The organism is Serratia inhibens, from assembly GCF_003591175.1.
GTDB classification, from domain to species: Bacteria; Pseudomonadota; Gammaproteobacteria; order Enterobacterales; family Enterobacteriaceae; genus Serratia; species Serratia inhibens.
Genome location: NZ_QYYG01000003.1, coordinates 106,969 through 131,589, shown reverse-complemented (window position 1 = coordinate 131,589; position 24,621 = coordinate 106,969). Strand labels below are relative to the sequence as shown.

Sequence of the window (24,621 nt, the reverse complement as noted above, 5' to 3'; positions counted from 1 at the left end):
CATTGGCAACACCGATACGACGGAGGATGTTGCCAATGCGGCAGCCTGAATCAGTAAATCTTCCTGGCGTTGATCCCGGCGGGGAAGATGCCGGTGGCGAAGATGTGCCCGTTAACCTGCAACTGGTCGTCGGGCAACATTTCCAGCGGGTATTCTCCGGCCAGATAGCTGAGGAAATTATTGCGGTCGTCAAGCGACTGAAAGCCGATCAGATCGTAGAAAAACAGCGACTCGATTAACCCATGGTGCTCGGGGATCTGCCTGAGCAGCGCCGCCGACGGGAACGGCAGGTGGAAAAAGAACGCGCTCGGGTTCAGCAATCCCTGCTCCTTCAGCGCCTGGCCGCAGGGCAGCAACTGGTAATCATCGATGCAGATGATGTCGCCTGGGCAAACATACTCGCAGGCGATGTCGGCGAAATGCAGGTTGAGCTGCCGGTAAGCCCGGTAATTCTCCGGCGTGAAATGCGCTTTCTCCGGCTGGTTGTGGAACACCGGCCACAGGCCATCGTGATAGTAGCCCTGATAGTGGCGGCAAAACTCATCGATCGACAGCGGGAAGGTCACTTGTTCATAGCCGACGTTGTGCCGATAGCTGACCGGGCGTTCGCCAAAGTTCTGCACGTCGCCGTTCCAGCCCAGCCACAATCCCCGATCCGCCTCACTCGCACCGTCGGGCGAAAGGGCCTGCGTGGCGCAGGCCAGATCCTTGCTGTCACACTGTTTATTCGAGATCAAAACCAAACGGGACATGGTGTCTTCCTTACTCAGTGCACAGATTGGGGGATATTGAGTGCGCCGCAGGGCTGATCAATCGCGGGCTGCGTGATGGTCCACACCCTGTCTGGCTGGTTGATCGGTTCATAGCCTGCCTTGGCATAAAGCCATGGCGCCTGGCTGGCATAGAGCATGATGCGCTGCAGCCCGCCGATGAGCGGATGCTCCAGGCAACTGTGCATCAGCCATTGCCCCAGCCCGTTGCCGCGATATTCGGCAGTGATAAACACGTCGCTCAACCAGGCGAAGGTGGCGCGGTCCGTCACTACCCGGGCAAAACCGATCTGGCGTTTTTTTCGGTACAGGCCGAAGCACAGGCTGTGGCGAATGGCATGCTCCAGCGTGGTGCGGTCGATCCCCTGCGCCCAGTGCGAATGACGAAGAAAGTGATGAATGAAATCGATGTCCAATAGCCGGCGATCGGTGCTGATCGTCAAGGCACCTTTATGCCAGGTGAATAGCGGCCCATCATTGACTGCGTTCGGCTGATTATTATTGTCGGCTATTACCGACCGAGGTTGATACTTCATCGTCGTCCTCTTTGCATTGCCAATAAATAAGGTCGTCACCGTGGCGAAACCACGGCGTTACAGCATCCAGCTTATTTCCGCCTCGGTGACCTGCTCTTCAAAACGGCGCAATTCGGCGCTCTTGCAGGTGTGCCACAGTGCGGTAAACGCCGGGCCGAGCGTTTCGCGCAGCGGCAGGCTTTGCCGGAACAGCGTTAGCGCTTCTTGCTGGCTCAGCGGCAGCGCCGCCGCGTCGTCGTTTTCATAACCGTTGCCGCAGGCCGCCGGGGGCAGCGGCAGTGCATGCTCCAGCCCGTACAGCATGCCGCTCAGCATCGCCGCCATCGCCAGGTAAGGGTTGGCGTCGGCACCGGCCAGCCGGTATTCGATCCGCTGGTTGGCGCTGTCGGCACAGGGCAGGCGCAGCGCCACCGTGCGGTTGTTGTGGCCCCAGGAGGCGCGCAGCGGCACGTGCATGCCCTGGCGGAAACGGCGGAATGCATTGATATTCGGCGCGAATATCGCCATCGAGGCCGGCATCAGCGCCAGCATCCCGGCCATCACCTGCGTCATGGTGGCGCTCAGCTCGCCCGGCGTGCCGGCCAACAGGTTGTGGCCCTGTTCATCCTGCAGGCTGATATGAAAATGCAAACCGCTGCCGGCGGCCTGCGCGCAGGGCTTGGCCATAAAGCAGGCGTGCTGGTGGTGTTTTTCCGCCATCTGGCGCGTCAGCCGTTTCAGGGCCAACACCTGGTCGCAGGCTTCCAGCACCCGCGCGCTGTGGTGCAGGTTCAACTCATACTGGCCGGAGGCGGCCTCGGCCACGATCCCCGTCAGCGGCAGCGCCTGCAACCGGGCCTGATGCTCAATCTCATTGAGCAGCGCATGGTGGCGCTCCGGCGCATCGACAGAAAAACTCTGCGTTGGGCTGTGGCCGGCCCCGGCGGGCAGTTGCTGCGGATCGTGCAGATAAAACTCCAGCTCGGCCGCCACCACCGGGTAATAGCCTTTGGCATGCAACCGCCCGAGCAGCTGTTGCAGCACCACGCGCGGTTCCAGCTCGCAGGCGTCGCCATCGGCATCTTTCATCGTCAGCAGCAGTTGAGCATGGCGTTGCGGATCGCGGGCGCAGGGCCGCAGCGTGCCGGGCACCGGCAGGCACAAGCGATCCGGTTCGCCCGCCTGCTGGCCCAGCCCGCTTTCCTCGATCACCCGCCCGCCGAGATCCATGGCATAAATCGACAACGGGAAATAGCAGCCCTTATCCAGCGAGAACAGTTCGGCCACCGGCAGCCGCTTGCCGCGAAACTGGCCATTCAGATCGTTGAGATAAATATCGACGTGTTCGGTATCCGGATAGCGCTGTAAATACTGTTCGACTTCCTTGCGAAATGAGCGCGACCGCGAGGCAGGAATATCCGCCAGCATAGGGTTGAAGCCAATAATATTAGAATACATGGCGGCCCCCGAGCTTAATGAAAAACGCGGGTTCAATAATAAACAAGGCAGGGTATAAACACATGAGGCATCCGTCTCGTGAGGCCATAATGGCGATGTAATGATGTTATCCGCGCCCCTGAAAACTGTCTGTAAAAACGCCGTAACTTTATTTCTGCCCGGAATAAAAAAACTGTAAATAATACGCGGCTGTCCGATGGCTGAATAATAAAAGGCTGCATATACTGCGGATAACAAAATAAATCGGAGAGAGCCATGCTCAGAATCATTATCCTGTTTGCCGCCGTCATCACCGCCTTCAATGCGGCTGCCTCGTCCGAAGCCGCCTGGGCCAAGGGGGATAAAGCGCTGCAGGCTGCCTGCCTGAAGGCCAGCGGATTGAAAGCGGCCAAAGCCGCCGGGGCGATCATTCATTATGATGACGCCGTCGGTTACTCGGCGCTGTTGATCAGCGGGCGCTATCCGCAGCCGTTTATGAAGAACAAACCGGGCAAAGCGCTGTGCCTTTACCAGCGGGCGACCCAAAAGGCAGTGGTTCAGGAAGCCGATGGGTTTCTGGGGAAGCCGTAGAGGTGGGGGCGCCGAAGCGCCCCCGGTCTTGATTATTTCAACGCGATACGGATCACGTCATCCGGAGCCGTGGCTTCTTTTTCGCGGCTGGAAGCTTGTTTGACGCTGACGTACAGCGTCTGACCATCCGGTGACAGCGCCAGGCTGTTCGGGTGGGTCGGCGTCTTGAGGGTGTTCAGCAGCTTGTAACTTTTGGCGTCAATCACGCTCACTTCGCCCGCCTTGCGGTGGGTCACGTAAACTTCATTGCGCGCCGGGTTGAACAGCACCGCCAGCGATTCCGGCACCTCGATTTTGCTCAGGACAGTGCCGTCGCGGGTGTCGACGATCAACACCTGCGGCTGCTTGGAATCGGTGATAAACGCGCGGTGGGTGGCCGGATCCAGGCTGAGGTTCAGGAAGAAGTGCTCTTTGCCTTCATCCAGCTTTTTACGGGTGAGCACCTTGTTGGTTTTGGTGTCGATAGTCACCAGCTCGCCGTCGGCGTTGGTCACATACAGGCGGCCGGCTGCGGCGTCCAGCGCCAGGCCGGTGCCGTATTTACCGGTATCGGCGATGGTGGTGCGCAGGGTGAGAGCTTTACCGTCCACCACCCAGACCACGCTGGATTCACCCAGCCCGGTAATGTACAGCGTGTCGGTCGCGGCGTCGGCCACCAGCTCACGCGGCGCCAGCGGTTTTACCGTCTCGGTGCGTTGGCGGGCATCCAGCACCAGGCGGCCTTTCACTTCGCCGGTTTTTGCGTCGATAGCGGTCACCGAATTGTTTACCGTGTTGCCGAAGAACAGCGTATCGGTCTTGCCGTTAATCGCGGCGCCGAAAGGTTTGATGTCGTTGTGAATAACCTGGGTGATGTCCAGCGTCTTGGGATCCAGCCGATAAACCACGCCGCCCTTGTCCTGCTTGCGGCTTTGCGAGGTCGCCAGGTACAGCGCGTTTTCGCCCTGGCTGTACACCATCTCGTAAGCGCCTTTACCTACCGGTTTGCGCAGCAGTTCAGGCTCGCCCTGGGCGAGCAGCGGGGCGGAAAACAGCATCGACGTGAGCAGCAGCAGCGGGAAGGTGGCGCGTGCGCCAAAGCGGCGGCTGGTGGTGGTGGCAGAATTCATAACCTCTCCATGGAGTTAACAAAGCATATCGCCCACAGGGCGGTGGCCCTGGAGCCAGGAAAGCTCAACATTGAATAAAGGGGAAATCCGGCCGGTCGCGTCGTCGCGCGCCGATCCTTTTAGTTGCGAATAATAATCATTATTCATGACGGAGGGGAGCTATTTCGGCAGGGGTTGGGGTGAAAATCACAATGTGGAGGGGGATGCCGTCATTCAGCATCTTCCCCGCTTGCCTGTTAATCCCCCGTTTGCCTCATTAATGCAAATGCAGCGGCGTTATTGTCTGCCCGACGACAGACTGAGTTCAATGTTGCGCCACAGAGCCTTCAGCCGTGGGCCTATGTCGGGATGGTCGACCAAAGTGCGTTCATCGGCCTCCGACAAGACATAAGGCGCGGCGAGGGTGGCGCAGGGGCTGCAGGTTTCGATCAGGCGACAGCCCATAATTTGCAACGTTTCCGCCAACTGCGACTGCGCCAGTTTTGCGCGTACGGAAATATTGGGAAAAGCCAGTGGCTTGTCCACAAGTTCTCCGCTGCCGACGATCCAGTCCAACGCATTCTTCATCACGCCGGTCACGCCGTGCGCGTATTCCGGGCTGGCCAACAGCACCAGATCGGCCTGCGCCAGTGCGGATTGCCAGTGGGCGACGGCCGGATGGCCCTGTTGTTCATGGTCTGGGTTGAATAAGGGAATGGCGCCCAGGTGCGAGTAAATCTCGAACTGCACGCTGTCGGGGCTCACCAGCGCCATGGCGCGCAAAAACAGGCTGTTCAGCGACGCGGCGCGCAAGCTGCCGGAAATGCCCAAAATGCGAAATTCGTGTGCCATAAAATTATATTTTCCAACCCGCGAGGGGGCATTGCGTTGAAACTGCGGTGCTACACCAAGGATACCGATCGGTTGGCACGTTTATGACGTGCTGCCGGGAAGCGCGTTTCCGCTGCCAATAGCCAGAAAAATTACTCCCCGAAATGGCTAAAGTAAAAAGGCGATGATCTCCATCGGCGTGAATATAAAGATCGGCACCGCCGCAATGAGAAGTTAGTGCTTAACCGCCGCCCGCTACATGGCAATGCCGCTCCCTGCCGCCTGCCCCGCGGCGCTTCTCTCCGCCAGATAGCGCGCCGGCGGTTTGCCCACCGCTTTGCGGAACATGGTGACAAAGCCGCTGGCGCTCTCGTAGCCCAGATCCAGCGCGACTCTTTGCACGCTGTCGCCCTTGGTCAGCCGTTGCAACGCCAGCATCACGTGCAACTGCCGCCGCCAGTGGCCGAAGCTCATGCCCATTTGCTGCTGCAGGGTGCGATTGAGAGAGCGCTCGCTCATGCCGATGCGCTGCGCCCATTGGTTCAGGGTGGCTTTGTCCGCCGGATTGGCCAGCAGGCGTTCGGTCAGTTGGCGAAGGCGCGCGTCCTGAGAGACCGGCAAATGCAGATTCTCGATCGGTGCGTTAACCACCTGATCCAGCAGCACGGTGGTCAGCCGGCCTTCCGGGCCCCGTTCGTCATAGAGCGGATCGAACCCGCTGGCCTGCAACAGCAGCTCGCGCAGCAACGGCGACACCGCCAGCGTGCAGCAATGGCTGGGCAGGCCGGCGATAGCGTCCTGATCGACAAACAGACAATAGCATTCGGTGTCGCCGGCCCCCTGGGCGTTATGCAGCACGTTGCCCGGCATCCAAAGCGCGCACTGTGGCGGCACAAGCCATAGGCCGTTTTCCGCCTCGCAGCGGATCATGCCGCGCACCGTATAAATCAACTGAGCTTTGCGGTGGCGGTGAGGGGCCATCTCCCAATCGCTGCTGATGGTGGAGCCCTGAACAGCGAAAATCGCCCGTGGCACCTGATCGATATCGAAACGCGGTTTGGTAATGATGGTCATGAGAATAATTCTCAATTTGGCGCAATTGAAAAACATTATGTCCTGATTGTGCAATGCGGTCTAGCGCCGCAGTCGATAAAGTAGGCACCAGTCTTGGTGCTTTGAGGGGGCGTAATGTATCAGCAACAGGTAATCATGCAGCTGCTGGACTGGATTGAGCAAAATCTTGACCAGCCGCTGACGCTGGACGATATCGCCGCCAGGTCCGGCTATTCCAAATGGCATTTGCAGCGGTTGTTCAAACAGGTCACCGGCCATGTTCTGGGGACCTACGCCCGGCGCAGAAGGCTGAGCGCCGCTGCGCGCGAGTTGCGGCTCACCCACATCAGCGTGGCTTGCATTGCCGATAAATACCAGTTTGATTCCCAGCAAACCTTCACCCGCTGTTTCAAAAAGCAGTTCGGTTTGCCGCCGGCCGGCTATCGCCGCAGCCCGGATTGGGCCAGCCACGGCATGCAACCGCCGCTGCGGTTGAGCGAAGGGCCGTTGCCGCAGGCGGACATTGTCACTCTGCCCGCCATGCAGCTGGTGGGGCGTACCCGGCGTAGCAGCGGCACCCTGGAGCAATTGCCGCATCCGAAAAACGAGCTGCGTCAACACGCCTGGCGCCAGATGGTAAGCACCCAAGCCGAGCTGCCGACGGTGGTGTATGGCCTCACCAGCCTGGAAGCGGACAGCCGCCAACGCGGTGCCAAACGCGTGGTCTATACCGTGGCGCTGGCGGATCAGCAGGCGGAAGGCGAGGCGGTGTTTATCGAGCAAGGCGACTACGCCAGTTTTGCCTATCAGGGCAGGGTAGAAGAATTGCAAAACTTTATCGCTCGCCTGTACGACACCGCGATCCCGATGATGAAAGCGGTCCGCCGGCCCGGGCAGGATATCGAGCGTTTTTACCCCACGCCGGGTGGGGTATGCAACGGAGCGAGCACGGCGATCCGTTGTGAATACCTGATCCCCATACGCCGAATGACACCGTCAACCGCCGCGCTTTAGCGGTGTTTTTCACAGTAATTCATCTTCACGCCGCAGCAGGTTACAAAAAAGTGCGCCATGACACCGGTAATGTTTCGCACTTAGGTCAATGTGCACATATAATGCGCATCCGGTCATTTATGGCCGAAAATAACCTATATCAATAATCTGCCAGTGGCCACCGACCAACACGAAGATGAAAATGAACATTCGCGCGTTATTAACCCTGTTTACGGCGCTGGTTGCATTCAGCCAGGCTGCCTTCGCTGTCGTTTATCCTTTACCTGCCAAAGACAGCCGTCTGGTTGGTGAAAACATCCAGGTCACCGTACCGGAAGACAGCAAACTGCCGCTGGAGAGCTTTGCCGCTCAATACCAGATGGGCCTGAGCAATATGCTGGAAGCCAACCCGGGCGTGGATCCGTTCCTGCCGAAAGCGGGCAGCACCCTGACTATTCCACAGCAGTTGATCCTGCCGGACGCCCCGCGTCAGGGCATCATCATCAACAGCGCCGAGATGCGTCTGTACTACTACCCGAAAGGCACCAACACCGTGGTCGTGCTGCCAATCGGTATCGGCCAGTTGGGTAAAGACACCCCGCTGAACTGGGTAACCTCGGTACAGCGTAAAAAAGACGGCCCAACCTGGACGCCGACCGCCAAAATGCGTGAAGAATACGCGGCAGACGGCGAGATCCTGCCGGCGGTGTTCCCGGCCGGTCCGGACAACCCGATGGGCCTGTATGCGCTGTACGTTGGTCGCCTGTATGCGATCCACGGCACCAACGCCAACTTCGGTATCGGCCTGCGCGTGAGCCACGGCTGTGTGCGTCTGCGTGCCGACGACATCAAATATCTGTTCGACAACGTGCCGGTCGGCACCCGTGTGCAGTTTATCAATGAGCCGGTGAAAGCCACCGTTGAGCCGGACGGTTCCCGTTACATGGAAGTGCACAACCCGCTTTCCGCTAACGAAGAAGAACTGAAGTCCAAAGATCCGGTGCCGTTAACCCTTTCTGCCGCCGTGGATAAAGTGGCGATGGATCCTGCCGTTAACCAGAGCGAAGTGGACGCGGCGATTAAGGCCCGTTCCGGTATGCCGGTTAAAGTGAACTGATAGCCCCGGGCTTCAGTGGTTGCGATAAAAGACGCCTGCGGGCGTCTTTTTTTATGCCTTTCGGCCGCCATCCTCTGTAATCAATATCGCATGGCGAACTCATCTTTATTATTTCCCAATCATCGTCTTCAATACTAAAAGCGCGGACTCGTAATGGGCTTTATCGGCTCTTTCAAGATACCTGTTATCGCACGGGTTCCGGATCAATTCGTATTGATTGCAGCCAGGCAAACGCTGGGCTGGATTAAAAGAGAACGACAAAAAAGAGGCTGACAGTGAGGAGGTTTAAAGATGGCTTATGATGATCTTCGAAGTTATTTATCTGCGCTGGATGAGGCCGGGCAATTACTCGAAATTACAGAGGAGGTTCAGGCGGAACCGGATATTGCCGCGGCGGCAAACGCAACCGGAAGAATCGGTGAAGGCGCCCCGGCCATTTCATTCAGGAACATTAAAGGATTTGAACATGCTCACGTGGTAATGAACACCATGGGATCATGGCAAAACCACGCCATTTCCCTGGGGCTCCCGCCGACAACGCCGGTGAAACAGCAAATCGATGAGTATATTCGCCGCTGGGATCGTTTCCCTGTCTCTGTGGAACGCCGCGATAATCCGCCCTGGGCTCAGAACGAGGTCAACGGCGAGGATATTAATCTGTTTGAGATCCTTCCGCTGTTTCGCTTAAACGACGGTGACGGCGGATTCTATCTTGATAAAGCCTGCGTGGTTTCCCGTGACCCTGAAGATCCCGGGCACTTCGGCAAGCAAAACGTCGGCATTTATCGTATGCAGGTGAAGGGAAAACGCAAGCTTGGTCTGCAACCCGTACCAGTGCACGACATCGCACTGCATCTTCATAAAGCCGAAGAGCGCGGAGAGGATCTTCCTATCGCCATTACGCTGGGCAACGACCCGATCATTACGCTGATGGGGGCGACGCCGCTGAAATACGATCAGTCGGAGTATGAAATGGCCGGTGCCCTCCGTGGAAGCCCGTACCCGATAGCGACGGCCCCCTTGACCGGCTTCGATGTACCCTGGGGTTCTGAAGTCATCATTGAAGGGGTGATTGAAGGCCGCAAGCGCGAGCTTGAAGGCCCTTTCGGTGAGTTTACGGGCCACTATTCCGGTGGCCGCAACATGACGGTGGTGCGCATTGATAAGGTTTCTTACCGCTCACGGCCGATTTTTGAATCCTTGTATCTGGGCATGCCCTGGACAGAAATCGACTATCTGATTGGGCCGGCAACCTGCGTACCCTTGTATCAACAGCTGAAAGCCGAGTTTCCGGAAGTGCAGGCGGTGAATGCGATGTATACCCATGGTCTGCTCGTCATCATTTCAACCAAAAAGCGTTATGGCGGTTTTGCGCGTGCGGTGGGAATGCGGGCAATGACCACGCCGCACGGTCTTGGTTACGTGAAAATGGTGATCATGGTCGATGAAGATGTTGATCCCTTTAACCTGCCGCAGGTCATGTGGGCGTTGTCCACCAAGGTCAACCCGGCCGGCGACCTGGTGCAAATACCAAACATGCCCGTGCTGAAATTGGATCCCGGTTCCAGCCCTGCGGGTATCACGGACAAATTAATCATCGACGCGACAACGCCGGTTGCTCCGGATACGCGTGGCCACTACAACCAGCCGGTCAAAGACTTACCCGAAACCGCCCTTTGGGTGGATAAATTAACCGCCATGCTGGCTAACCGCCATTAAGGAGTTCATATGATTTGTCCTCGTTGCGCCGATCAGAAAATAGACGTCATGGCGCATTCGCCGGTCAAGGACGTATGGACGGTATATCAGTGCCGGCACTGCCTCTATACTTGGCGAAACACCGAACCCGTCCGCAGAACGGAACGGGAACATTATCCGCTCGAATTTCGCATGACTCAGCACGATATCGATAATGCGCCGGAAGTGCCGACCATTCCTCCCCTTCTGACGAAATAAATCCGCAGGCGGGTAAAAGCCCGCCTTTTTATCCCCCCGTCCGATCGATACACCCTGTCACTATTTTCACATTTATGGCTCTGCCATCAGTACGGCGGCAGGCCTGAATCGCAGTTATTCCGATAAAAAATAGCGTTAATTAATGGGTTATATATCCCCTGTCGCACCTGCGATTGAGATAATTTTCGCAAAAAATCCACGCTGTGAGAATAAGATCACAAAAACGTAACGAAAGGTAAACAAAGGCCTCCTATATTGGCTGCTTTGCTTTTGGGAGGGAGTGCCATGCGTAACTGGAACGAACCGAAAAAGAACAAGGCGCACATCGAGTTGATTCCGATGATCGACGTGATGATGTTTTTGCTGGTGTTTTTTGTGCTGATTAGCCTGAACGTGATCCCGGCGCTGGGGCTGAAGACCCAGCTGCCGTCCGCCGGCAGCGCTCAGCAACTGAAGCCGCAGAAGAAGGCGATCATCACGCTGGGGGCAGAGGAGCAATTGCAGTTGGACGGCCAACCGGTGGCGCTTAACGCGCTGGTCAGCACGCTCAAACAGCAGCAGCAGGAAAACCAGACTACCACCATTATCGTCAACAGCGACAAGGGCGTTGCGGTGGAGCGGCTGGTGGCGGTGATGGATAACCTGCGCCAGGGCGGCTTCTATTCCGTCTCTATCGCTACACGGAAGCTGTGACATGTATCTGCTCTATCGTTCACGTCACCTTTTCAGTTGGCTGCCGGCGCTGATCGTAGCGGGCTGTTTGCTGTTCGCCAGCCAGCAGGCTGCGCTGAAGATCCAGCCACGCTATGACGACACCACCATGGAACTGGCGTTGGTCGAGCCGGAGCCTGAACCTCAGCCGGAACCGCCGGTGGAAACCCCACCGCAACCCGAACCCCCGCCACCGGAGCCGCAACCCGTTCCTGAACCTGTGGTGCCGGCCCCGGAGCCGATCATCGAGGCCAAACCGGTCCCTAAACCGCAGCCGAAACCCAAGCCCAAGCCGGTAAAAGAGAAAGCCAAACCGGTAGAAAAGGCCAGGCCGGTATCCGCACCGCCAACCCCGAAAGCGCTGATCAGCAAGCCTGCGCCAACGCCGGCCGCACCTGCCGCGCCGAAGGTGAATGCCCAGGCGATCGAAAACGGTTATTTGCAGGCACTGCGCCGCGAACTGGAACAGCGCAAGCGCTACCCGAGCGGACGGCAGGCTTCGCTCGAACGGCCGCAGGGCAACGTCGAGGTCTGGCTGGAGGTCGATCGCAGCGGCCGTGTGCTCTCTTCCGGCATCGCCAACAAGGCTGCCAGCATGCTGCTCAACCGCGCGGCGATGAGCAGTTTACAAAGCATCAGCCAGGTGAAGCCGTTCCCGAGCGACGCTTTTGCCGGGCAAACAACAAAACGATTTTCAGCCACGTTCAATTATCAGGCGCCTTAGCGACCTGGCATAACAGTTTGATTTTTTAGGGGATGGAAACAATGAAGTCTTTCAATCGATCTGGGATTTATCTGGCGGTGATGTCGGCGATGCTGCCGGGCGCGGCGCTGGCGGCGGACACCACCGACGTCGGTACCATCAGCGTGAAAGGGCAGTCGCTGGGCGGCGGCATGATGGTGCAGGACGACAGCGCCAAGGCGCGTTCCACCGTCACCAAAGAGGCGATGGACAAAATGCCCGCCGCGGCCAATGCCATCGACAAACTGAAATACACGCCGGGCCTGAACGTCAACAGCAACGACGCCAGCGGCCTGAGCGGCGTCGATTACACCATGCGCGGCATGAACTCGGATCAGATCGGCCTGTCGATGGACGGTATCCCGATCAACGACTCCGGCAACTATGCGGTTTACCCGAACCTGCTGGGCGACTCGGAGAACCTGGAGGAAGTGTTCGTCACCCAGGGTTCATCCGAAGCGGACGGCCCGCACATCGGTTCCAGCGGCGGCAATATCGGCATGGTGACGCGCCGGCCGGCAAAAGATTTCGGCGGCTTCGTCAAACAGACGTTGGGCAGCAACAACCTGAGCAAAACCTTTGCTCGTTTGGAAACCGGCGAGTACAACGGTTTTAGCAACTGGATCTCCTACTCGCACACCGAGGCGAAAAAATGGCGCGGTGAAGGGCGCGAATATTCCAACAAGTTCGAAATGAACTCGTTGTACGAAGACGGTAACGGCAACAGCAGTAACCTGATCATGAAGTACAACCGCCAGCAGAACGTCAACTACAACACCCTGAGCAAGGCGCAGTTCGAAAGCGACGGGCGCCATACCGACTACGCCACCACGCCGGAATACAACAGCAAGGGCCAGTTGAACAAGTACTACAAGCTCAACCGCAACCCGTTCGATACCTTCACGCTGTCATTCACCCAAAAGCTGCAGCTGCGCGACAATCTGTCGCTGACCCTGCAGCCGTATTACTACTGGGGCAACGGCGGCAGCTTCACCGGCCAGACGGCGTCGGTGCTGTCCAGTACCTCGGACAAGGCCGGGCAGTACGATCTCAGCAATTTGCAGTCCAACACCTATTACCGCCCGTCGTGGACCCAGACCTGGCGCCCCGGCATTACCACCAAGCTGAAGTGGGACATCAACGATCAGCACAGCCTGGATATCGGCTACTGGTATGAACGTGCGCGCCAGTTGCAGACCCAGCCGTTTATCGGCATCAAGGACGACGGCAACCCGGCGCAGATTTCGGGTAAACCGGGCGGTTCCGATCAGGTGCAGGACGCCAACGGCAAGACCGTGCAGGGCCGTAACCAATACACCATCACCCCGGCGCAGAAAGTGTGGCTGCAGGACACCTGGTACGCCACGCCGGACTGGACCTTTGTCGGCGGGCTGGCCTATCAGTACGTGGAACGTAAAGGGGACAACCGGGGCAGCCTGTACAACACGCCGGAGAAGCGCGATGCCACTTACCACGAGTTCTTGCCGAACTTCAGCGCCAGCTACAAGCTGAACCAGGAAAATCAGGTGTTCTATAACCTGACGCGCAACATGCGTACCCCACCGAACTACGTGCTGTACAACGTCGGCGACTCGATCAGCACCAAGCCGGAGCTGAGCTGGAACCACGAGCTGGGCTGGCGCTTCCAGCAGGAAGACATGCTGATGAGCGCCACGCTGTTCTATATGCGCTACAGCGATCGTCAAGTCTCCACCACCAACTCGTCGGGCGACTACGAGATGATGAACATCGGCAACGTGGAGAACAAAGGGCTGGAGCTGGAGTGGAGCGGCCAATTGCCGCACAACTTTAACTACTACACCTCATACACCTATACCCAGTCGAAGCAGAAGAACGACATCGTCAGCAACGGCGGGCTGCCGCTGCCGACGTCCGGCAAAGAGGTGCCGAACGTGCCGAAAAACCTGCTGAACATGACGCTGGGCTACGACGACGGCCTGTATTACGGCAGCGTCAGCGGCAAATACGTCAGCTCGTTCTACGGCGATCTGACCAACGACGAGAAGATCGGCGGCCGCACGGTATTCGATCTGGCGGCGGGGGTGTATTTGCCGGTGGACAAGAAAATCATTAAAAGCGCGGCGCTGCGTTTCGGCGTCAGCAACCTGTTCGACAAGGAATACCTGACCTCGGTACGTACCACCACCTTCAACGCCGCGCCTTATGGCGGCGTGAAAGCCAGTACGCCGTATTACAACGTCGGGGAAGAGCGCACCTTTAGCGTGTCGCTGGAAGCCACCTTTTAACTAATTCGAGGGGTATGTTATGAATGCCAATTTATTGCACGACATTATTTTCTACGTGATGTACGCCGCGCTGGCGATTGCGCTGGTGATCATTATCGAACGCGCGCTGTATTTCGCCTACACCCAGCGCCAGGCCCGTCGGTTGGAGCAGGCGCTGACGCCGGACGTGCATCGCGCCGCCGATCTGCCGGACGAACTGACCCAGCGCAACAGCCTGCCGCTGGCGGTGATCGCGCCGGTACTGGAGCAGAAACACCGCGCCGGTGACCGCGAAGCGATAGGCGATCTGGTCGACGCGCAGTACCTGTTGAGCAAACCGCTGATGGCGCGTGGTCTGTGGCTGCTGGAAACCATCGTCACCGCCGCCCCGCTGCTGGGGCTGTTGGGAACGGTGATGGGGATTATCGAAACCTTTAAGGCGCTGGCCGCTTCCGGGGTGTCCGAACCTAGCCTGGTGTCCGCCGGCATGGGTACCGCGCTGTACGCCACCGGGCTGGGGATCGCCATCGCGTTGTTGTGCCTGGTGGGCAACAACTACCTGCAAAGCCGCATGGAGCGCATCAACGAACTGCTGAAAGTGTTGTTGATCCGTGCCGGGGCACCGGCCAGCCGCCCGGAAAACGGCAGTCGCGAGCAATGGGTTGACAGTGAGGCTCCGCGCTATGCCTAATGGCCATCAACCACGGCGGCCATTAGGCCGCCTTTACACGGCGTTATGGGGTGGCTGTCTGTTGATGTTGAGCCAGAGTGCGGCGGCGCGTTTTGCTATTCCCGGCTACGAGTTGGTGTATACCGCGCCGGTGGAAACCGCGTTGCAGGCGGATGACCTGCGCAACACCGCCGAGGTGTGGCAGCAGATGTTCGATGCGGCGAAAACCCGCATCGATCTGGGGCAGTTCTATGTGGCGAACCAGCAGGGTTCGCTGTTGGACGGCGTGCTGCAACATCTGAAAGCGGCGGGTGAGCGCGGGGTGAAAATCCGTTTTCTGATGGAAGAGAAGGGGATCCGTATCTCCACCCCGGAGACACTGGAACAGCTGAAGGCGATCCCCAACCTGGAGCTGCGCATTATTCCTTACCAGCGGTTGAGCGGCGGTATTTTACATGCCAAATACCTGTTGGTGGATGGCGAGCAGGCGTTTGTCGGCAGCCAGAACTTCGACTGGCGGGCGCTGGAACATATTCATGAAACCGGGCTGCGCATCAGCGATGCCGGGGTTGTCGGGCAGATCCAGGCGATCTTCGAGCAGGACTGGCGGGCGCAGGCGCTGCTGACTGCGGATAAACCGGTGCCGCAGCTGGCATATCAGCCCACGGCGGCAACGCCGCAGGGCAATTATCTGGTCGCCAGCCCGCGGGCCTATAACCCGGTCGGCGTGATTGACTCGCAGGTTGAGTTGCCGCGTCTGCTGGCGAGCGCCAAACAGCGGGTGCGGGTGCAGGTGATGGACTATGCGCCGTTGTCTTTCGGCCCCGAACGCAGCCGGCCTTATTACGCGGTCATCGATAACGCCCTGCGCAGCGCCGCCGCGCGCGGTGTGCAGATCGAGCTGATGGTGGCCAACTGGAACACCAAAAAACCGGATATCGCCTGGCTGAAAAGCCTGGCGCTGGTACCGAACGTGCAGATAAAGGTGGTGACCATTCCGCCGGCCAGCCACGGGTTTATCCCGTTCGCCCGGGTGATCCACAGCAAGCTGATGACTATCGACGGCGCAACCGCCTGGGTGGGCACCAGCAACTGGACCGGCGGCTATCTGGATAACTCGCGCAACCTGGAGCTGGTGCTGCACAGCCCGGCGATGAGCCAGCGGCTGGATAAACTCTACAGCCAACTGTGGGACAGCGTTTACGCCGAACCGCTGAAACTGGATTACGACTACCCGGTGCCGAAACCGGGCGGCGAGTCCTGATTTATCGTGGGCGCGGGCAACCCGCGCCCACAATACCCTTTCATGGCCGCCAGCCGGCCCTCTCCAGTGTGCTCAGCAACTGTTCTGCGGGCATATGCCTGGGGAACGCAATCGCGAACTGGGGAATATGTTCAATCTGGATTAGGGGGCTTTTACTATCGTCGAACGCGGGGTGTTATGCCTGTTCGAGCCGGGAATAAACCGCCGTTACCTGCTGCGTAAAGACGGTCTATTTGAACAAGCTTTCGGCGCTGCCGGTCTTTAAAATCCGTTTACTGCTTTTTCTTCCTGCTGAAGATCTTTAGCAGTACGCCAACCAGAATGCCAATTGCGATGCCGGTGAAAATCCAGCCGATGATACCCATTTCCGATCTCCCGCTATTGCTTTGATCTCATTATATTATCATTCGACGCGGAATGCGCCTTCGATCATCTGTTGCCGTTGCGCAGCGGTATAGTCGATCAACGAGTTTTTGCTGTTGGATTTTTCCAGCGTCACCGCCAGTTCGCCGCTGGAAATCGGCAGATCATCTTGCCAGAACGGCGCGATGGCGTTGCGGGTAATAAATTCGATCAGATAGCGTTCCGGGCTGTCCTGCTGTTCGGGGAACAGGCGCGCGGCCAGAGCGCTCATCAGCGCGCGCTGTTGCGGCTGCTCGCTTTGCGCCAGCAGTTCGAGGAAGGGTAACAGCAGGCGGCCGCAGACCTGGCCGTGGTGGTAATCGTGCAGCGCGCCAATCTCGCCGGCAATGCCGTGGATCACCCCCAGCCCGGCGGCGCTCAGCGTCAGCCCGCCCAGGTAAGAGGCCTGCATGATGGCTTCACGGGCGCGATCGCTGCGGTTGAGCGCCGGCCAGGCGTCCAGGAAATGGCGGATGCCGGTCAGTGACATCTCGCGCGTCATGGCGCTGGCGGTTTTGGACAGATAGGCTTCGAACAGGTGGGTAAAGGCGTCGATGGCGCAGTAGGCCAGCACCTGGTCCGGCGCGCCCTCTAGCAGCTGCGGATCCAGGATGGCGGTATGCGGCACGAAGTTGTTATGGCGCAGCGAGGCTTTCACCTTGCTGAGCCGGGTGTCGGTGATCACCGCGTTCTGGGTCACTTCACTGCCGGTGCCGGCAGTGGTCGGGATGGCGATCAGCGGCAGGGTAGCGCCGCTGATTTTGGTATCGCCGATCTTTTCCATATAGCGCAGCGTCGGCAACGGATGCTCGACCAAGGCAGCAAACGCCTTGGCGGCATCCAGTACGCTGCCGCCGCCTATGGCAACTACCCGTAGCGCCCTGCCGCGCCAACGCGCGACCCAGGCGTCGATCTCCTGCGGCGAGGCCTCGTGGCTGACGATCTCGGTGCCGATCAGCAGCGGCGTCAGGGCATCTGCCAACGAGGCATACACCGCGCCATTGAGGAATGAGCGGCAACTGAACAGCAATGTCGGCTGGGGATCGGTGGCCAGTAGTGGGATCAGTTGGCTAATACTGCCGTGGCCGAACCAGGTATGCCGGTTGGCGATCGTCAGGCTGGTGGTCATGTTCTCTCCTTGGCGCGGTAAAATCACAGCATAAGCCGGCATCGGCGGGTGAACCACTGCGGCATGATAGGGCCATCGTCGCAGGCCGGGCCGTTCCCCCTGCTCCCGTCGGGAGAAGGGGAGTCTCGCTTAGCCGATCACCCGCTCAATAAAGTCGGTGACCCGCTTCAATATTTGATCTTTGTTGGTCTCGTTAAAACTCTCATGCCGCCCGCCGGGGTTGACCATAGCCTCGAAATCGCTGCCCTTCAGCCTATCGATGGCGGTTTGCGATTCGGCCATCAGCACCAGCCGATCGTCATCGCCGTGTATCCACAGCGTAGGCAGCGCGCCGAAACCCGGCCCTGCGTTGATTTTTGCCAGGATCTGCTGCATGGCGCGCAGCGTCGGACGTTTGAACGGCCCGTGCCACACCAAGGGATCGGCCTGATAGGCTTCGCCAACGGACGGATCGCGCGACAGAGTGGCGGGATCCAGCGGTTCGTTAGGGATCGCGGGCAGATCAAGCAAGTCGGAGATCAGGGTTCTTTCGCCGATCAGCGGGCCGGATAGCACCAGTGCGCGGATACCTTCGCGATAACGCTGGGTATAACGGGTGGCGATCATGCCGCCCATCGAATGGCCGATGACCACCAGCGGCACGCCTGGGTGTAATTGCTGAAAATGCTCTACTACGCGGCGAACGTCGTCGACTACGGCATCATAATCCTCAATCAATACGCGCTCGCCCTGCGACAGCCCATGGCCGAGATGGTCGGGGCCAAACACCCGTGCGCCCTGTGCCTCCAGCGTGCGCGCCACATACTGATAACGGCCAAGATGCTCGCCGTAACCGTGTACCAGCAGCGCCAGAAAGCGCGGCCGTTCATGGCTCCAGTCATGCACCGCAATATCGCCCTGGCCACCTTTGATAAAGCTAATCTTTTGTTCAGACATAGTATTTTCTCATCGGCAGGATAACGGAAACCCTATTCAGCGTAGCGGCAAAGCGGGAAGGGTGCAGGGGCACAATGTGCGGCGCCAGGATGCACAAGTTCGTCCTCATCATGGGGTGATTCGCATCACTTTTTTGCGGGATGAGCCGTCACGTTGGCCGGCAGTTTGTCGCCCAGGGTGATCAGCTCGTCCAGCAACGTCATCAGTTGATCCATCTTCTGCTGCGAAAACGCGGCTTCAATCTCGCGGTAACCCTGTTCCACCTGATGGCGTGCCACGTCGTACAGCTCCTGGCCCGGTTGGGTCAGCGAAACGTACAGCTTGCGCTGATCGTTAACCGGCTTAAGGCGGAAGATCAGCTTGTCGCGCTCCATGCGCGACAAAATACCGGTCAGGCTGGGGCGCAGGATGCAGGTTTCCGCCGCCAACTCGTGGAATTCAATCGAGCGGTTGTTGGCCAGCACGCGGATGATGCGCCACTGCTGTTCCGTCAGATTGTGGCTTTTCAGGATCGGGCGGAAAAAACCCATGGCGGTTTCACGCGCCTGCAACAGGGCAATGGTTAAGGATTCATGCATAGGTTTGGCCTTTACTATCAAGGTGTTCGGTATATCGGCCTTTATCGTAGGGTCTCAGCCTGCCGGGACCACGAGCGCAAGAGAATATGTTCCTGCAAAGCCTGATTTGTTAATAACTTAATAATAGCCATTTTTACCCCAACGGATAAAGCGAAAAATAGGCTGGCGGGTAAAAACACGCAAAAAAATGATTAACACCTTGAATAATAACGATAATTGTTCTTGGTTGTGAATATTTTGTTATCAGGATCACAAATCAATCCAACCGCGTTGCGTAAATCCTAAACAGCGTATAAAACTAATCATTAATATATTAATGAATGCCGGTTGTCATGTTCTGTCACAAGAGGAGTTTGCATGAAAGGCACCGTATTTTCCGTCGCGCTGAACCACCGCAGCCAGATTGACGCCTGGGATCAGGCGTTCCATGAGCCACCCTATAACACCCCGCCCAAGACCCCGGTGTGGTTTATCAAACCGCGCAATACCCACCTCGCCAACGGCGGGGCGATCCCGTTCCCGGCCGGTGAGAAGGTGCAGAGCGGCGCTACGCTGGCGGTGGTGATCGGCGATACCGCCCGTAAGGTGCCGGCCGGGCGGGTGGCGGACTATCTGGCGGGCTACGCGCTGGCCAATGACGTCAGCCTGCCGGAAAGCAGCTTTTACCGCCCGGCGATCAAGGCGAAGTGTCGCGACGGTTTTTGCCCGCTGGGGGATATTGGGCAGCTGTCGGCAACCGGCAAGCTTGAGATCGTCACCGAAATCAACGGGGTGGAGCAGGATCGCTGGTCGACGGCCGATCTGGTGCGCTCGGTGCCTGAATTGATCGCCGCCATCAGCGATTTTATTACCCTGCAACCGGGCGACGCGGTGCTGATTGGCACCCCGTACCAGCGGGTGGAGCTCAACCCGGGGGATGAAGTGACGGTGCGTGCCGCCGGTCTGCCCACTCTGACCAACCGCGTGACGCAGGCAGGAGAATTATCATGAGACACGCCCGTATTCGCCATCACGGCCAGATCGTTAACGCCCGCGTGGATGAGCAGCTGCGCGTTACCCTGCCGGACGGCACTGTGTTGCAGGAGCGGGACGCCGAGTGGCTGCCGCCGGCGCAGGGTACGGTGTTTGCCCTGGGCCTCAACTACGCCGATCATGCCAGCGAGCTGGAGTTCAAGGCGCCGGAAGAGCCGCTGGTGTTCCTGAAAGCGCCGAACACCCTGACCGGCCACCGCCAGGTGTCGGTACGCCCGGCCGGCGTGGAGTACATGCATTACGAAGCCGAACTGGTGGCGGTGATCGGTAAAACCGCCCGCAACGTCAGTCGCGAAGACGCCATGGCCTATGTGGCCGGTTACACGCTGTGCAACGACTACGCCATCCGCGACTATCTGGAAAATTACTACCGCCCGAACCTGCGGGTGAAAAGCCGCGACACCCTGACGCCGATTGGGCCGTACATCGTCGATCGCGATGACATTGCCGATCCGCACCGCCTGGCGCTCAGCACCTACGTCAACGGCGAGCTGCGCCAGCGCGGCAGCACCGCCGACATGATTTTCGATATCCCTTTCCTGATCGCTTACCTGAGCGAGTTTATGACGCTGCAACCGGGCGACATGATCGCCACCGGCACGCCGAAAGGGCTGGCCGACGTGCAGCCGGGCGACGAGGTGGTGGTGGAAATCGAGGGCATCGGCCGTCTGGTTAACCACATCATCAGTGAAAAAGATTACGAGGAAAGTTTGCGATGAAAACCATCAACCATTGGATCAACGGCAAGAACGTCGCCAGCAAAGACTATTTCACCACCAGCAACCCGGCCAACGGCGAGGTGCTGGCGGAGGTGGCATCCGGCGGGCAACTGGAGATCGACCAGGCGGTGGCCGCCGCCAAGGCCGCGTTCCCGAAATGGGCCAATACGCCGATGAAAGAGCGTGCGCGTCTGATGCGCCGTCTGGGCGAGCTGATTGACGAGAACGTGCCGCAGATCGCCGAGCTTGAAACCGCCGATACCGGCCTGCCGATCCACCAGACCAAAAACGTGCTGATCCCGCGAGCCTCGCACAACTTCGAGTTCTTCGCCGAAATCTGCCAGCAGATGAACGGCCGCACCTACCCGGTGGACGACAAGATGCTCAACTACACGCTGATCCAGCCGGTTGGCGTGTGCGCGCTGGTGTCGCCGTGGAACGTGCCCTTCATGACCGCCACCTGGAAAACCGCGCCCTGCCTGGCGCTGGGCAACACTGCGGTGCTGAAAATGTCCGAGCTGTCGCCGCTGACCGCCGATCGCCTGGGGGAGCTGGCGCTGGAAGCCGGCATCCCGGCCGGGGTGCTCAACGTGGTGCAGGGTTATGGCGCTACCGCCGGCGACGCGCTGGTGCGCCATAAGGACGTGCGCGCCGTGTCGTTCACCGGCGGTACCGCCACCGGGCGCCGTATTATCGAGAGCGCCGGGTTGAAGAAATTTTCCATGGAGCTGGGCGGCAAATCGCCGGTGCTGATTTTTGAGGATGCGGACATCGAACGCGCTCTGGACGCCGCGTTGTTCACCATCTTCTCGATCAACGGCGAACGCTGCACTGCCGGTTCGCGCATTTTCATTCAGGAAAGTATCTACCCGGAATTCGTCAAACGTTTTGCCGAACGCGCCAACCGCCTGCGCGTGGGCGATCCGCAGGATCCCAACACCCAGGTGGGGGCGCTGATCAGCCCGCAGCACTGGGAAAAAGTCTCCGGCTATATCCGCCTGGGGGTGGAAGAAGGGGCTACCTTGCTGGCCGGCGGCCCGGAAAAACCGGCCGGGCTGAGCCACGGCAACTTCCTGCGCCCGACGGTGCTGGCGGATGTCGACAACCGGATGCGCATCGCGCAGGAGGAGATCTTCGGGCCGGTGGCCTGTCTGCTGCCGTTCAAATCGGAAGAAGACGGCCTGCGCATGGCCAATGACGTCGAGTATGGTCTGGCGTCGTACATCTGGACGCAGGATGTGAGCAAGGTGCTGCGCCTGGCCCGCAATATTGAAGCGGGCATGGTTTTCGTCAACACCCAAAACGTACGCGATTTGCGCCAGCCGTTCGGCGGCGTGAAAGCTTCCGGCACCGGCCGTGAAGGCGGGGAATACAGCTTTGAAGTGTTCGCCGAGATGAAGAACGTCTGTATTTCCATGGGTGATCACCCCATCCCGAAATGGGGCGTCTAAGCCTCAGGCCACAACAAAAACGAAAGAGATGAGAACGATGACGACAAAACTTACCACCCATGCTGTCCCTGCTCCCGACGTTGTGCGCTGTGCCTATATGGAAATTCAGGTAACGAGCCTTAAAGCGGCGCGTGAATTTTACGTCGATATCCTTGGGCTGGTGGTCACCGCCGAGGATGAGAAAACCCTGTACCTGCGTTCGATGGAAGAGTTTATCCACCACAACCTGGTGCTGCGCGAAGGCCCGGTGGCCGCCGTTGCGGCCTTTGCTTTCCGCGTGCGCACGCCGGAAGACGTCGACCGCGCCGAAGCCTATTTCAACGCCTTGGGCTGCCGCACCGAGCGCCGGGTGAAGGGCTTCGTCAAAGGTATCGGCGATTCGGTGCGGGTTGAAGATCCGCTCGGCTTTCCGTACGAGTTTTTCTACGACGTGCAGCACGTCGAACGCCTGGCCTGGCGTTACGATCTCTACACGCCGGGCGCGTTGGTGCGCCTCGATCACTTTAACCAAATTACGCCCGACGTCCCGCGAGCCGTGGAATACATCCAGGGGTTGGGTTTCCGCGTGACGGAAGATATCCGCGATGAAAACGGCGTGGTTTACGCCGCCTGGATGCGCCGCAAAGCCACGGTGCATGATACCGCGATGACCGGTGGCGCCGGGCCGCGTATGCACCATATCGCCTTCGCCACCCATGAAAAGCACAACATTCTGGCCATTTGCGACAAGCTCGGCGCGCTGCGCAAATCCGATTTGATCGAGCGCGGTCCCGGTCGCCACGGCGTCTCCAACGCCTTCTATCTCTACCTGCGCGATCCCGATGGACACCGGGTGGAGATCTATACCCAGGATTACTACACCGGCGATCCGGATAACCCGACCGTGACCTGGGATGTGCACGACAACCAGCGCCGCGACTGGTGGGGTAACCCGGTGGTGCCGAGCTGGTACACCGAGGGATCGCAAGTGTTGGATCTCGACGGCCAGCCGCAACCGGTTATCGAACGCAGCGCGCCAAGCGAAATGGCCGTCACCATCGGTGCCGATGGTTTTTCTTACACCCGAGAGGGCGATACGGAAAAAGGCTTCAAGCTCGGCAACACCCTGTAATCACCGCAGCGCGGGCGGCTTGCCCGCGCAAATTCGTCGTTCGGAGATAGCCATGCCCCATTTTTACGCTGAATGTACCGACAACCTCCGCCGCGAGGCGGATTTGCCCGCGCTGTTCGCCAAAGTCAATCAGGCGCTGGCGGATACCGGCATCTTCCCGCTGGCCGGGGTACGCAGCCGCGCCATCTGGCTGGACACCTGGCAAATGGCCGACGGCAAGCAGGATTACGCCTTCGTGCACATGACGTTGAAAATCGGCCACGGCCGCAGCCTGGAGAGCCGTGAGCAGGTAGGGGAAATGCTGTTCGCGCTGATCAAGGAACACTTTGCCGCGTTGATGGCCAGCCGTTATCTGGCGCTGTCTTTCACCCTGGAAGAGCTGGATCCGGTGCTGAATTACAAGCAGAACAATGTCCATGCGCTATTTCGCAAAGAGTAAGGGGCCGTAAATGTTGGATAAAGAGCTGATTAGCCGCGCCGTGCAGCGCTTGCATCAGGCGGAGCAGAGCCGCGAACAGATCCGCGCGCTGTCGCTGGATCATCCCGAGATCACCCTTGAAGACGCTTATGCCATTCAGCGGCAGTGGGTGGCGCTGAAGATCGCCGAAGGCCGTACGCTGAAGGGCCATAAGATCGGCCTGACCTCGCGCGCCATGCAGGTCAGCTCGCAGATCACCGAACCGGATTTCGGTGCGCTGCTGGACGACATGTTCTTCAACGACGGCAGCGACATTCCAGTCGATCGTTTTATCGTGCCGCGCGTCGAGGTGGAGCTGGCGTTCGTGTTGGCCAAACCGTTGCGCGGGCCGAACTGCACGCTGTTCGACGTGTACAACGCCACCGATTACGTCATTCCGGCGCTGGAGATCATCGATGCACGCAGCCATAACGTCGATCCGCAGACCCAGCGGCCGCGCAAGGTGTTCGACACCATTTCCGATAATGCCGCCAACGCCGGGGTGGTGATGGGCGGCCGGCCGATCAAGCCGGACGCGCTGGATCTGCGTTGGATCAGTGCGCTGCTGTACCGCAACGGGGTGATCGAAGAGTCCGGCGTGGCGGCGGCGGTGCTCAACCACCCGGCCAACGGCGTCGCCTGGCTGGCCAACAAACTGTTCCCGTATGACGTAGAGCTGGAGGCCGGCCAGGTGATCCTCGGCGGTTCCTTTACCCGGCCGGTGCCCGCGCGGCGCGGCGACACCTTCCACGTCGATTACGGCCCGATGGGCTGCATCAGCTGCCGCTTCGTTTAACAGGCCGGGGCGCTGCACCCGTTTAT

At 59.0% G+C, this 24,621-nt stretch carries 25 protein-coding genes; 16 read left to right on the top strand and 9 right to left on the bottom strand.

The window, feature by feature from the left end; translation table 11 throughout:
- Positions 1-50: 50 nt before the first annotated feature.
- Genes D4100_RS13425 through D4100_RS13415 form a run of 3 tightly spaced genes read right to left on the bottom strand, consistent with a single transcriptional unit; the run spans position 51 to position 2,743 of the window.
- The gene (locus tag D4100_RS13425) at positions 51-752 is read right to left on the bottom strand and encodes a trehalose-6-phosphate synthase (protein WP_119804561.1); all 702 of its coding nucleotides are present in this window, start codon (positions 750-752) and stop codon (positions 51-53) included.
- Positions 753-766: 14 nt separating this feature from the next.
- Positions 767-1,306 carry a GNAT family N-acetyltransferase gene (locus D4100_RS13420; RefSeq protein ID WP_119804560.1) on the bottom strand — a complete coding sequence of 180 codons (540 nt, stop codon included), beginning with the start codon at positions 1,304-1,306 and terminating at the stop codon, positions 767-769.
- A gap of 57 nt (positions 1,307-1,363) precedes the next feature.
- Positions 1,364-2,743 carry a glutamine synthetase family protein gene (locus D4100_RS13415; RefSeq protein WP_119804559.1) on the bottom strand — a complete coding sequence of 460 codons (1,380 nt, stop codon included), beginning with the start codon at positions 2,741-2,743 and terminating at the stop codon, positions 1,364-1,366.
- Between the two features lie 255 nt (positions 2,744-2,998).
- Between D4100_RS13415 and D4100_RS13410 the strand changes: the two genes are divergently transcribed.
- A complete protein-coding gene (locus D4100_RS13410; RefSeq protein ID WP_119804558.1) occupies positions 2,999-3,313 on the top strand; it encodes a hypothetical protein in 315 nt (104 codons plus the stop codon).
- Between the two features lie 32 nt (positions 3,314-3,345).
- Here D4100_RS13410 and yncE read toward each other — a convergent pair whose 3' ends face one another.
- From yncE to D4100_RS13395, 3 genes are all read right to left on the bottom strand, one after another.
- Positions 3,346-4,422, bottom strand: coding sequence for a 7-bladed beta-propeller protein YncE (yncE, locus tag D4100_RS13405; protein WP_119804557.1), 1,077 nt, complete (start codon positions 4,420-4,422; stop codon positions 3,346-3,348).
- A gap of 276 nt (positions 4,423-4,698) precedes the next feature.
- On the bottom strand, positions 4,699-5,253 hold the full coding sequence (locus D4100_RS13400; protein ID WP_119804556.1) for an NADPH-dependent FMN reductase: 555 nt from the start codon (positions 5,251-5,253) through the stop codon (positions 4,699-4,701).
- A gap of 234 nt (positions 5,254-5,487) precedes the next feature.
- Positions 5,488-6,306: an AraC family transcriptional regulator gene (locus tag D4100_RS13395; protein WP_199685693.1), complete on the bottom strand. Its 819-nt coding sequence runs from the start codon at positions 6,304-6,306 to the stop codon at positions 5,488-5,490.
- A 114-nt stretch (positions 6,307-6,420) separates the two neighbouring features.
- Here D4100_RS13395 and D4100_RS13390 point away from each other — a divergent pair, with 114 nt between their 5' ends.
- From D4100_RS13390 to D4100_RS13345, 9 genes are all read left to right on the top strand, one after another.
- Positions 6,421-7,299 carry a helix-turn-helix domain-containing protein gene (locus D4100_RS13390; RefSeq protein WP_065505862.1) on the top strand — a complete coding sequence of 293 codons (879 nt, stop codon included), beginning with the start codon at positions 6,421-6,423 and terminating at the stop codon, positions 7,297-7,299.
- Between the two features lie 175 nt (positions 7,300-7,474).
- The gene (locus tag D4100_RS13385; protein WP_119804554.1) at positions 7,475-8,395 is read left to right on the top strand and encodes a L,D-transpeptidase family protein; all 921 of its coding nucleotides are present in this window, start codon (positions 7,475-7,477) and stop codon (positions 8,393-8,395) included.
- A gap of 291 nt (positions 8,396-8,686) precedes the next feature.
- The gene (locus D4100_RS13375) at positions 8,687-10,114 is read left to right on the top strand and encodes a non-oxidative hydroxyarylic acid decarboxylases subunit C (RefSeq protein ID WP_065505864.1); all 1,428 of its coding nucleotides are present in this window, start codon (positions 8,687-8,689) and stop codon (positions 10,112-10,114) included.
- A gap of 9 nt (positions 10,115-10,123) precedes the next feature.
- The gene (locus tag D4100_RS13370) at positions 10,124-10,351 is read left to right on the top strand and encodes a non-oxidative hydroxyarylic acid decarboxylases subunit D (RefSeq protein WP_119804553.1); all 228 of its coding nucleotides are present in this window, start codon (positions 10,124-10,126) and stop codon (positions 10,349-10,351) included.
- Positions 10,352-10,636: 285 nt separating this feature from the next.
- Positions 10,637-11,044, top strand: coding sequence for an ExbD/TolR family protein (locus D4100_RS13365; RefSeq protein WP_004949818.1), 408 nt, complete (start codon positions 10,637-10,639; stop codon positions 11,042-11,044).
- A gap of 1 nt (position 11,045) precedes the next feature.
- Positions 11,046-11,786 (top strand): energy transducer TonB, encoded by a 741-nt coding sequence (locus D4100_RS13360; RefSeq protein WP_119804552.1) that lies wholly within the window; start codon positions 11,046-11,048, stop codon positions 11,784-11,786.
- 41 nt (positions 11,787-11,827) lie between these two features.
- Positions 11,828-14,071, top strand: coding sequence for a TonB-dependent receptor family protein (locus D4100_RS13355; protein WP_119804551.1), 2,244 nt, complete (start codon positions 11,828-11,830; stop codon positions 14,069-14,071).
- 19 nt (positions 14,072-14,090) lie between these two features.
- Positions 14,091-14,741, top strand: a complete 651-nt coding sequence (locus D4100_RS13350; protein ID WP_004949824.1) for a MotA/TolQ/ExbB proton channel family protein — start codon at positions 14,091-14,093, stop codon at positions 14,739-14,741.
- Positions 14,734-15,984 carry a phospholipase D-like domain-containing protein gene (locus D4100_RS13345; RefSeq protein WP_119804550.1) on the top strand — a complete coding sequence of 417 codons (1,251 nt, stop codon included), beginning with the start codon at positions 14,734-14,736 and terminating at the stop codon, positions 15,982-15,984. The genes D4100_RS13350 and D4100_RS13345 overlap by 8 nt, the downstream gene beginning before the upstream one ends.
- Positions 15,985-16,387: 403 nt before the next feature.
- Here the strand turns inward: D4100_RS13345 and D4100_RS13340 are convergent, their stop codons facing one another.
- The 3 genes from D4100_RS13340 to hpaR form a co-directional block, all read right to left on the bottom strand.
- On the bottom strand, positions 16,388-17,515 hold the full coding sequence (locus tag D4100_RS13340) for an iron-containing alcohol dehydrogenase (protein ID WP_119804549.1): 1,128 nt from the start codon (positions 17,513-17,515) through the stop codon (positions 16,388-16,390).
- A gap of 129 nt (positions 17,516-17,644) precedes the next feature.
- Positions 17,645-18,451, bottom strand: a complete 807-nt coding sequence (locus tag D4100_RS13335; RefSeq protein WP_065505870.1) for an alpha/beta fold hydrolase — start codon at positions 18,449-18,451, stop codon at positions 17,645-17,647.
- 125 nt (positions 18,452-18,576) lie between these two features.
- Positions 18,577-19,029: a homoprotocatechuate degradation operon regulator HpaR gene (hpaR, locus tag D4100_RS13330; RefSeq protein ID WP_119804548.1), complete on the bottom strand. Its 453-nt coding sequence runs from the start codon at positions 19,027-19,029 to the stop codon at positions 18,577-18,579.
- Between the two features lie 357 nt (positions 19,030-19,386).
- Between hpaR and D4100_RS13325 the strand changes: the two genes are divergently transcribed.
- The 6 genes from D4100_RS13325 to hpaH are packed head-to-tail and all read left to right on the top strand — an operon-like array spanning position 19,387 to position 24,595.
- A complete protein-coding gene (locus D4100_RS13325) occupies positions 19,387-20,019 on the top strand; it encodes a fumarylacetoacetate hydrolase family protein (RefSeq protein WP_065505872.1) in 633 nt (210 codons plus the stop codon).
- Complete coding sequence (locus D4100_RS13320) at positions 20,016-20,780, top strand: fumarylacetoacetate hydrolase family protein (protein WP_065505873.1); 765 nt, start codon at positions 20,016-20,018, stop codon at positions 20,778-20,780. Before D4100_RS13325 ends, D4100_RS13320 begins: the two co-directional genes overlap by 4 nt.
- Positions 20,777-22,231, top strand: coding sequence for a 5-carboxymethyl-2-hydroxymuconate semialdehyde dehydrogenase (gene hpaE / locus D4100_RS13315; protein ID WP_119804547.1), 1,455 nt, complete (start codon positions 20,777-20,779; stop codon positions 22,229-22,231). Before D4100_RS13320 ends, hpaE begins: the two co-directional genes overlap by 4 nt.
- A gap of 37 nt (positions 22,232-22,268) precedes the next feature.
- Positions 22,269-23,342: a 3,4-dihydroxyphenylacetate 2,3-dioxygenase gene (gene hpaD / locus D4100_RS13310; protein WP_119804546.1), complete on the top strand. Its 1,074-nt coding sequence runs from the start codon at positions 22,269-22,271 to the stop codon at positions 23,340-23,342.
- A 52-nt stretch (positions 23,343-23,394) separates the two neighbouring features.
- Complete coding sequence (locus D4100_RS13305) at positions 23,395-23,781, top strand: 5-carboxymethyl-2-hydroxymuconate Delta-isomerase (RefSeq protein ID WP_065505876.1); 387 nt, start codon at positions 23,395-23,397, stop codon at positions 23,779-23,781.
- A 10-nt stretch (positions 23,782-23,791) separates the two neighbouring features.
- The gene (gene hpaH, locus D4100_RS13300; protein ID WP_004949866.1) at positions 23,792-24,595 is read left to right on the top strand and encodes a 2-oxo-hept-4-ene-1,7-dioate hydratase; all 804 of its coding nucleotides are present in this window, start codon (positions 23,792-23,794) and stop codon (positions 24,593-24,595) included.
- The last annotated feature ends 26 nt before the right edge of the window (positions 24,596-24,621 follow it).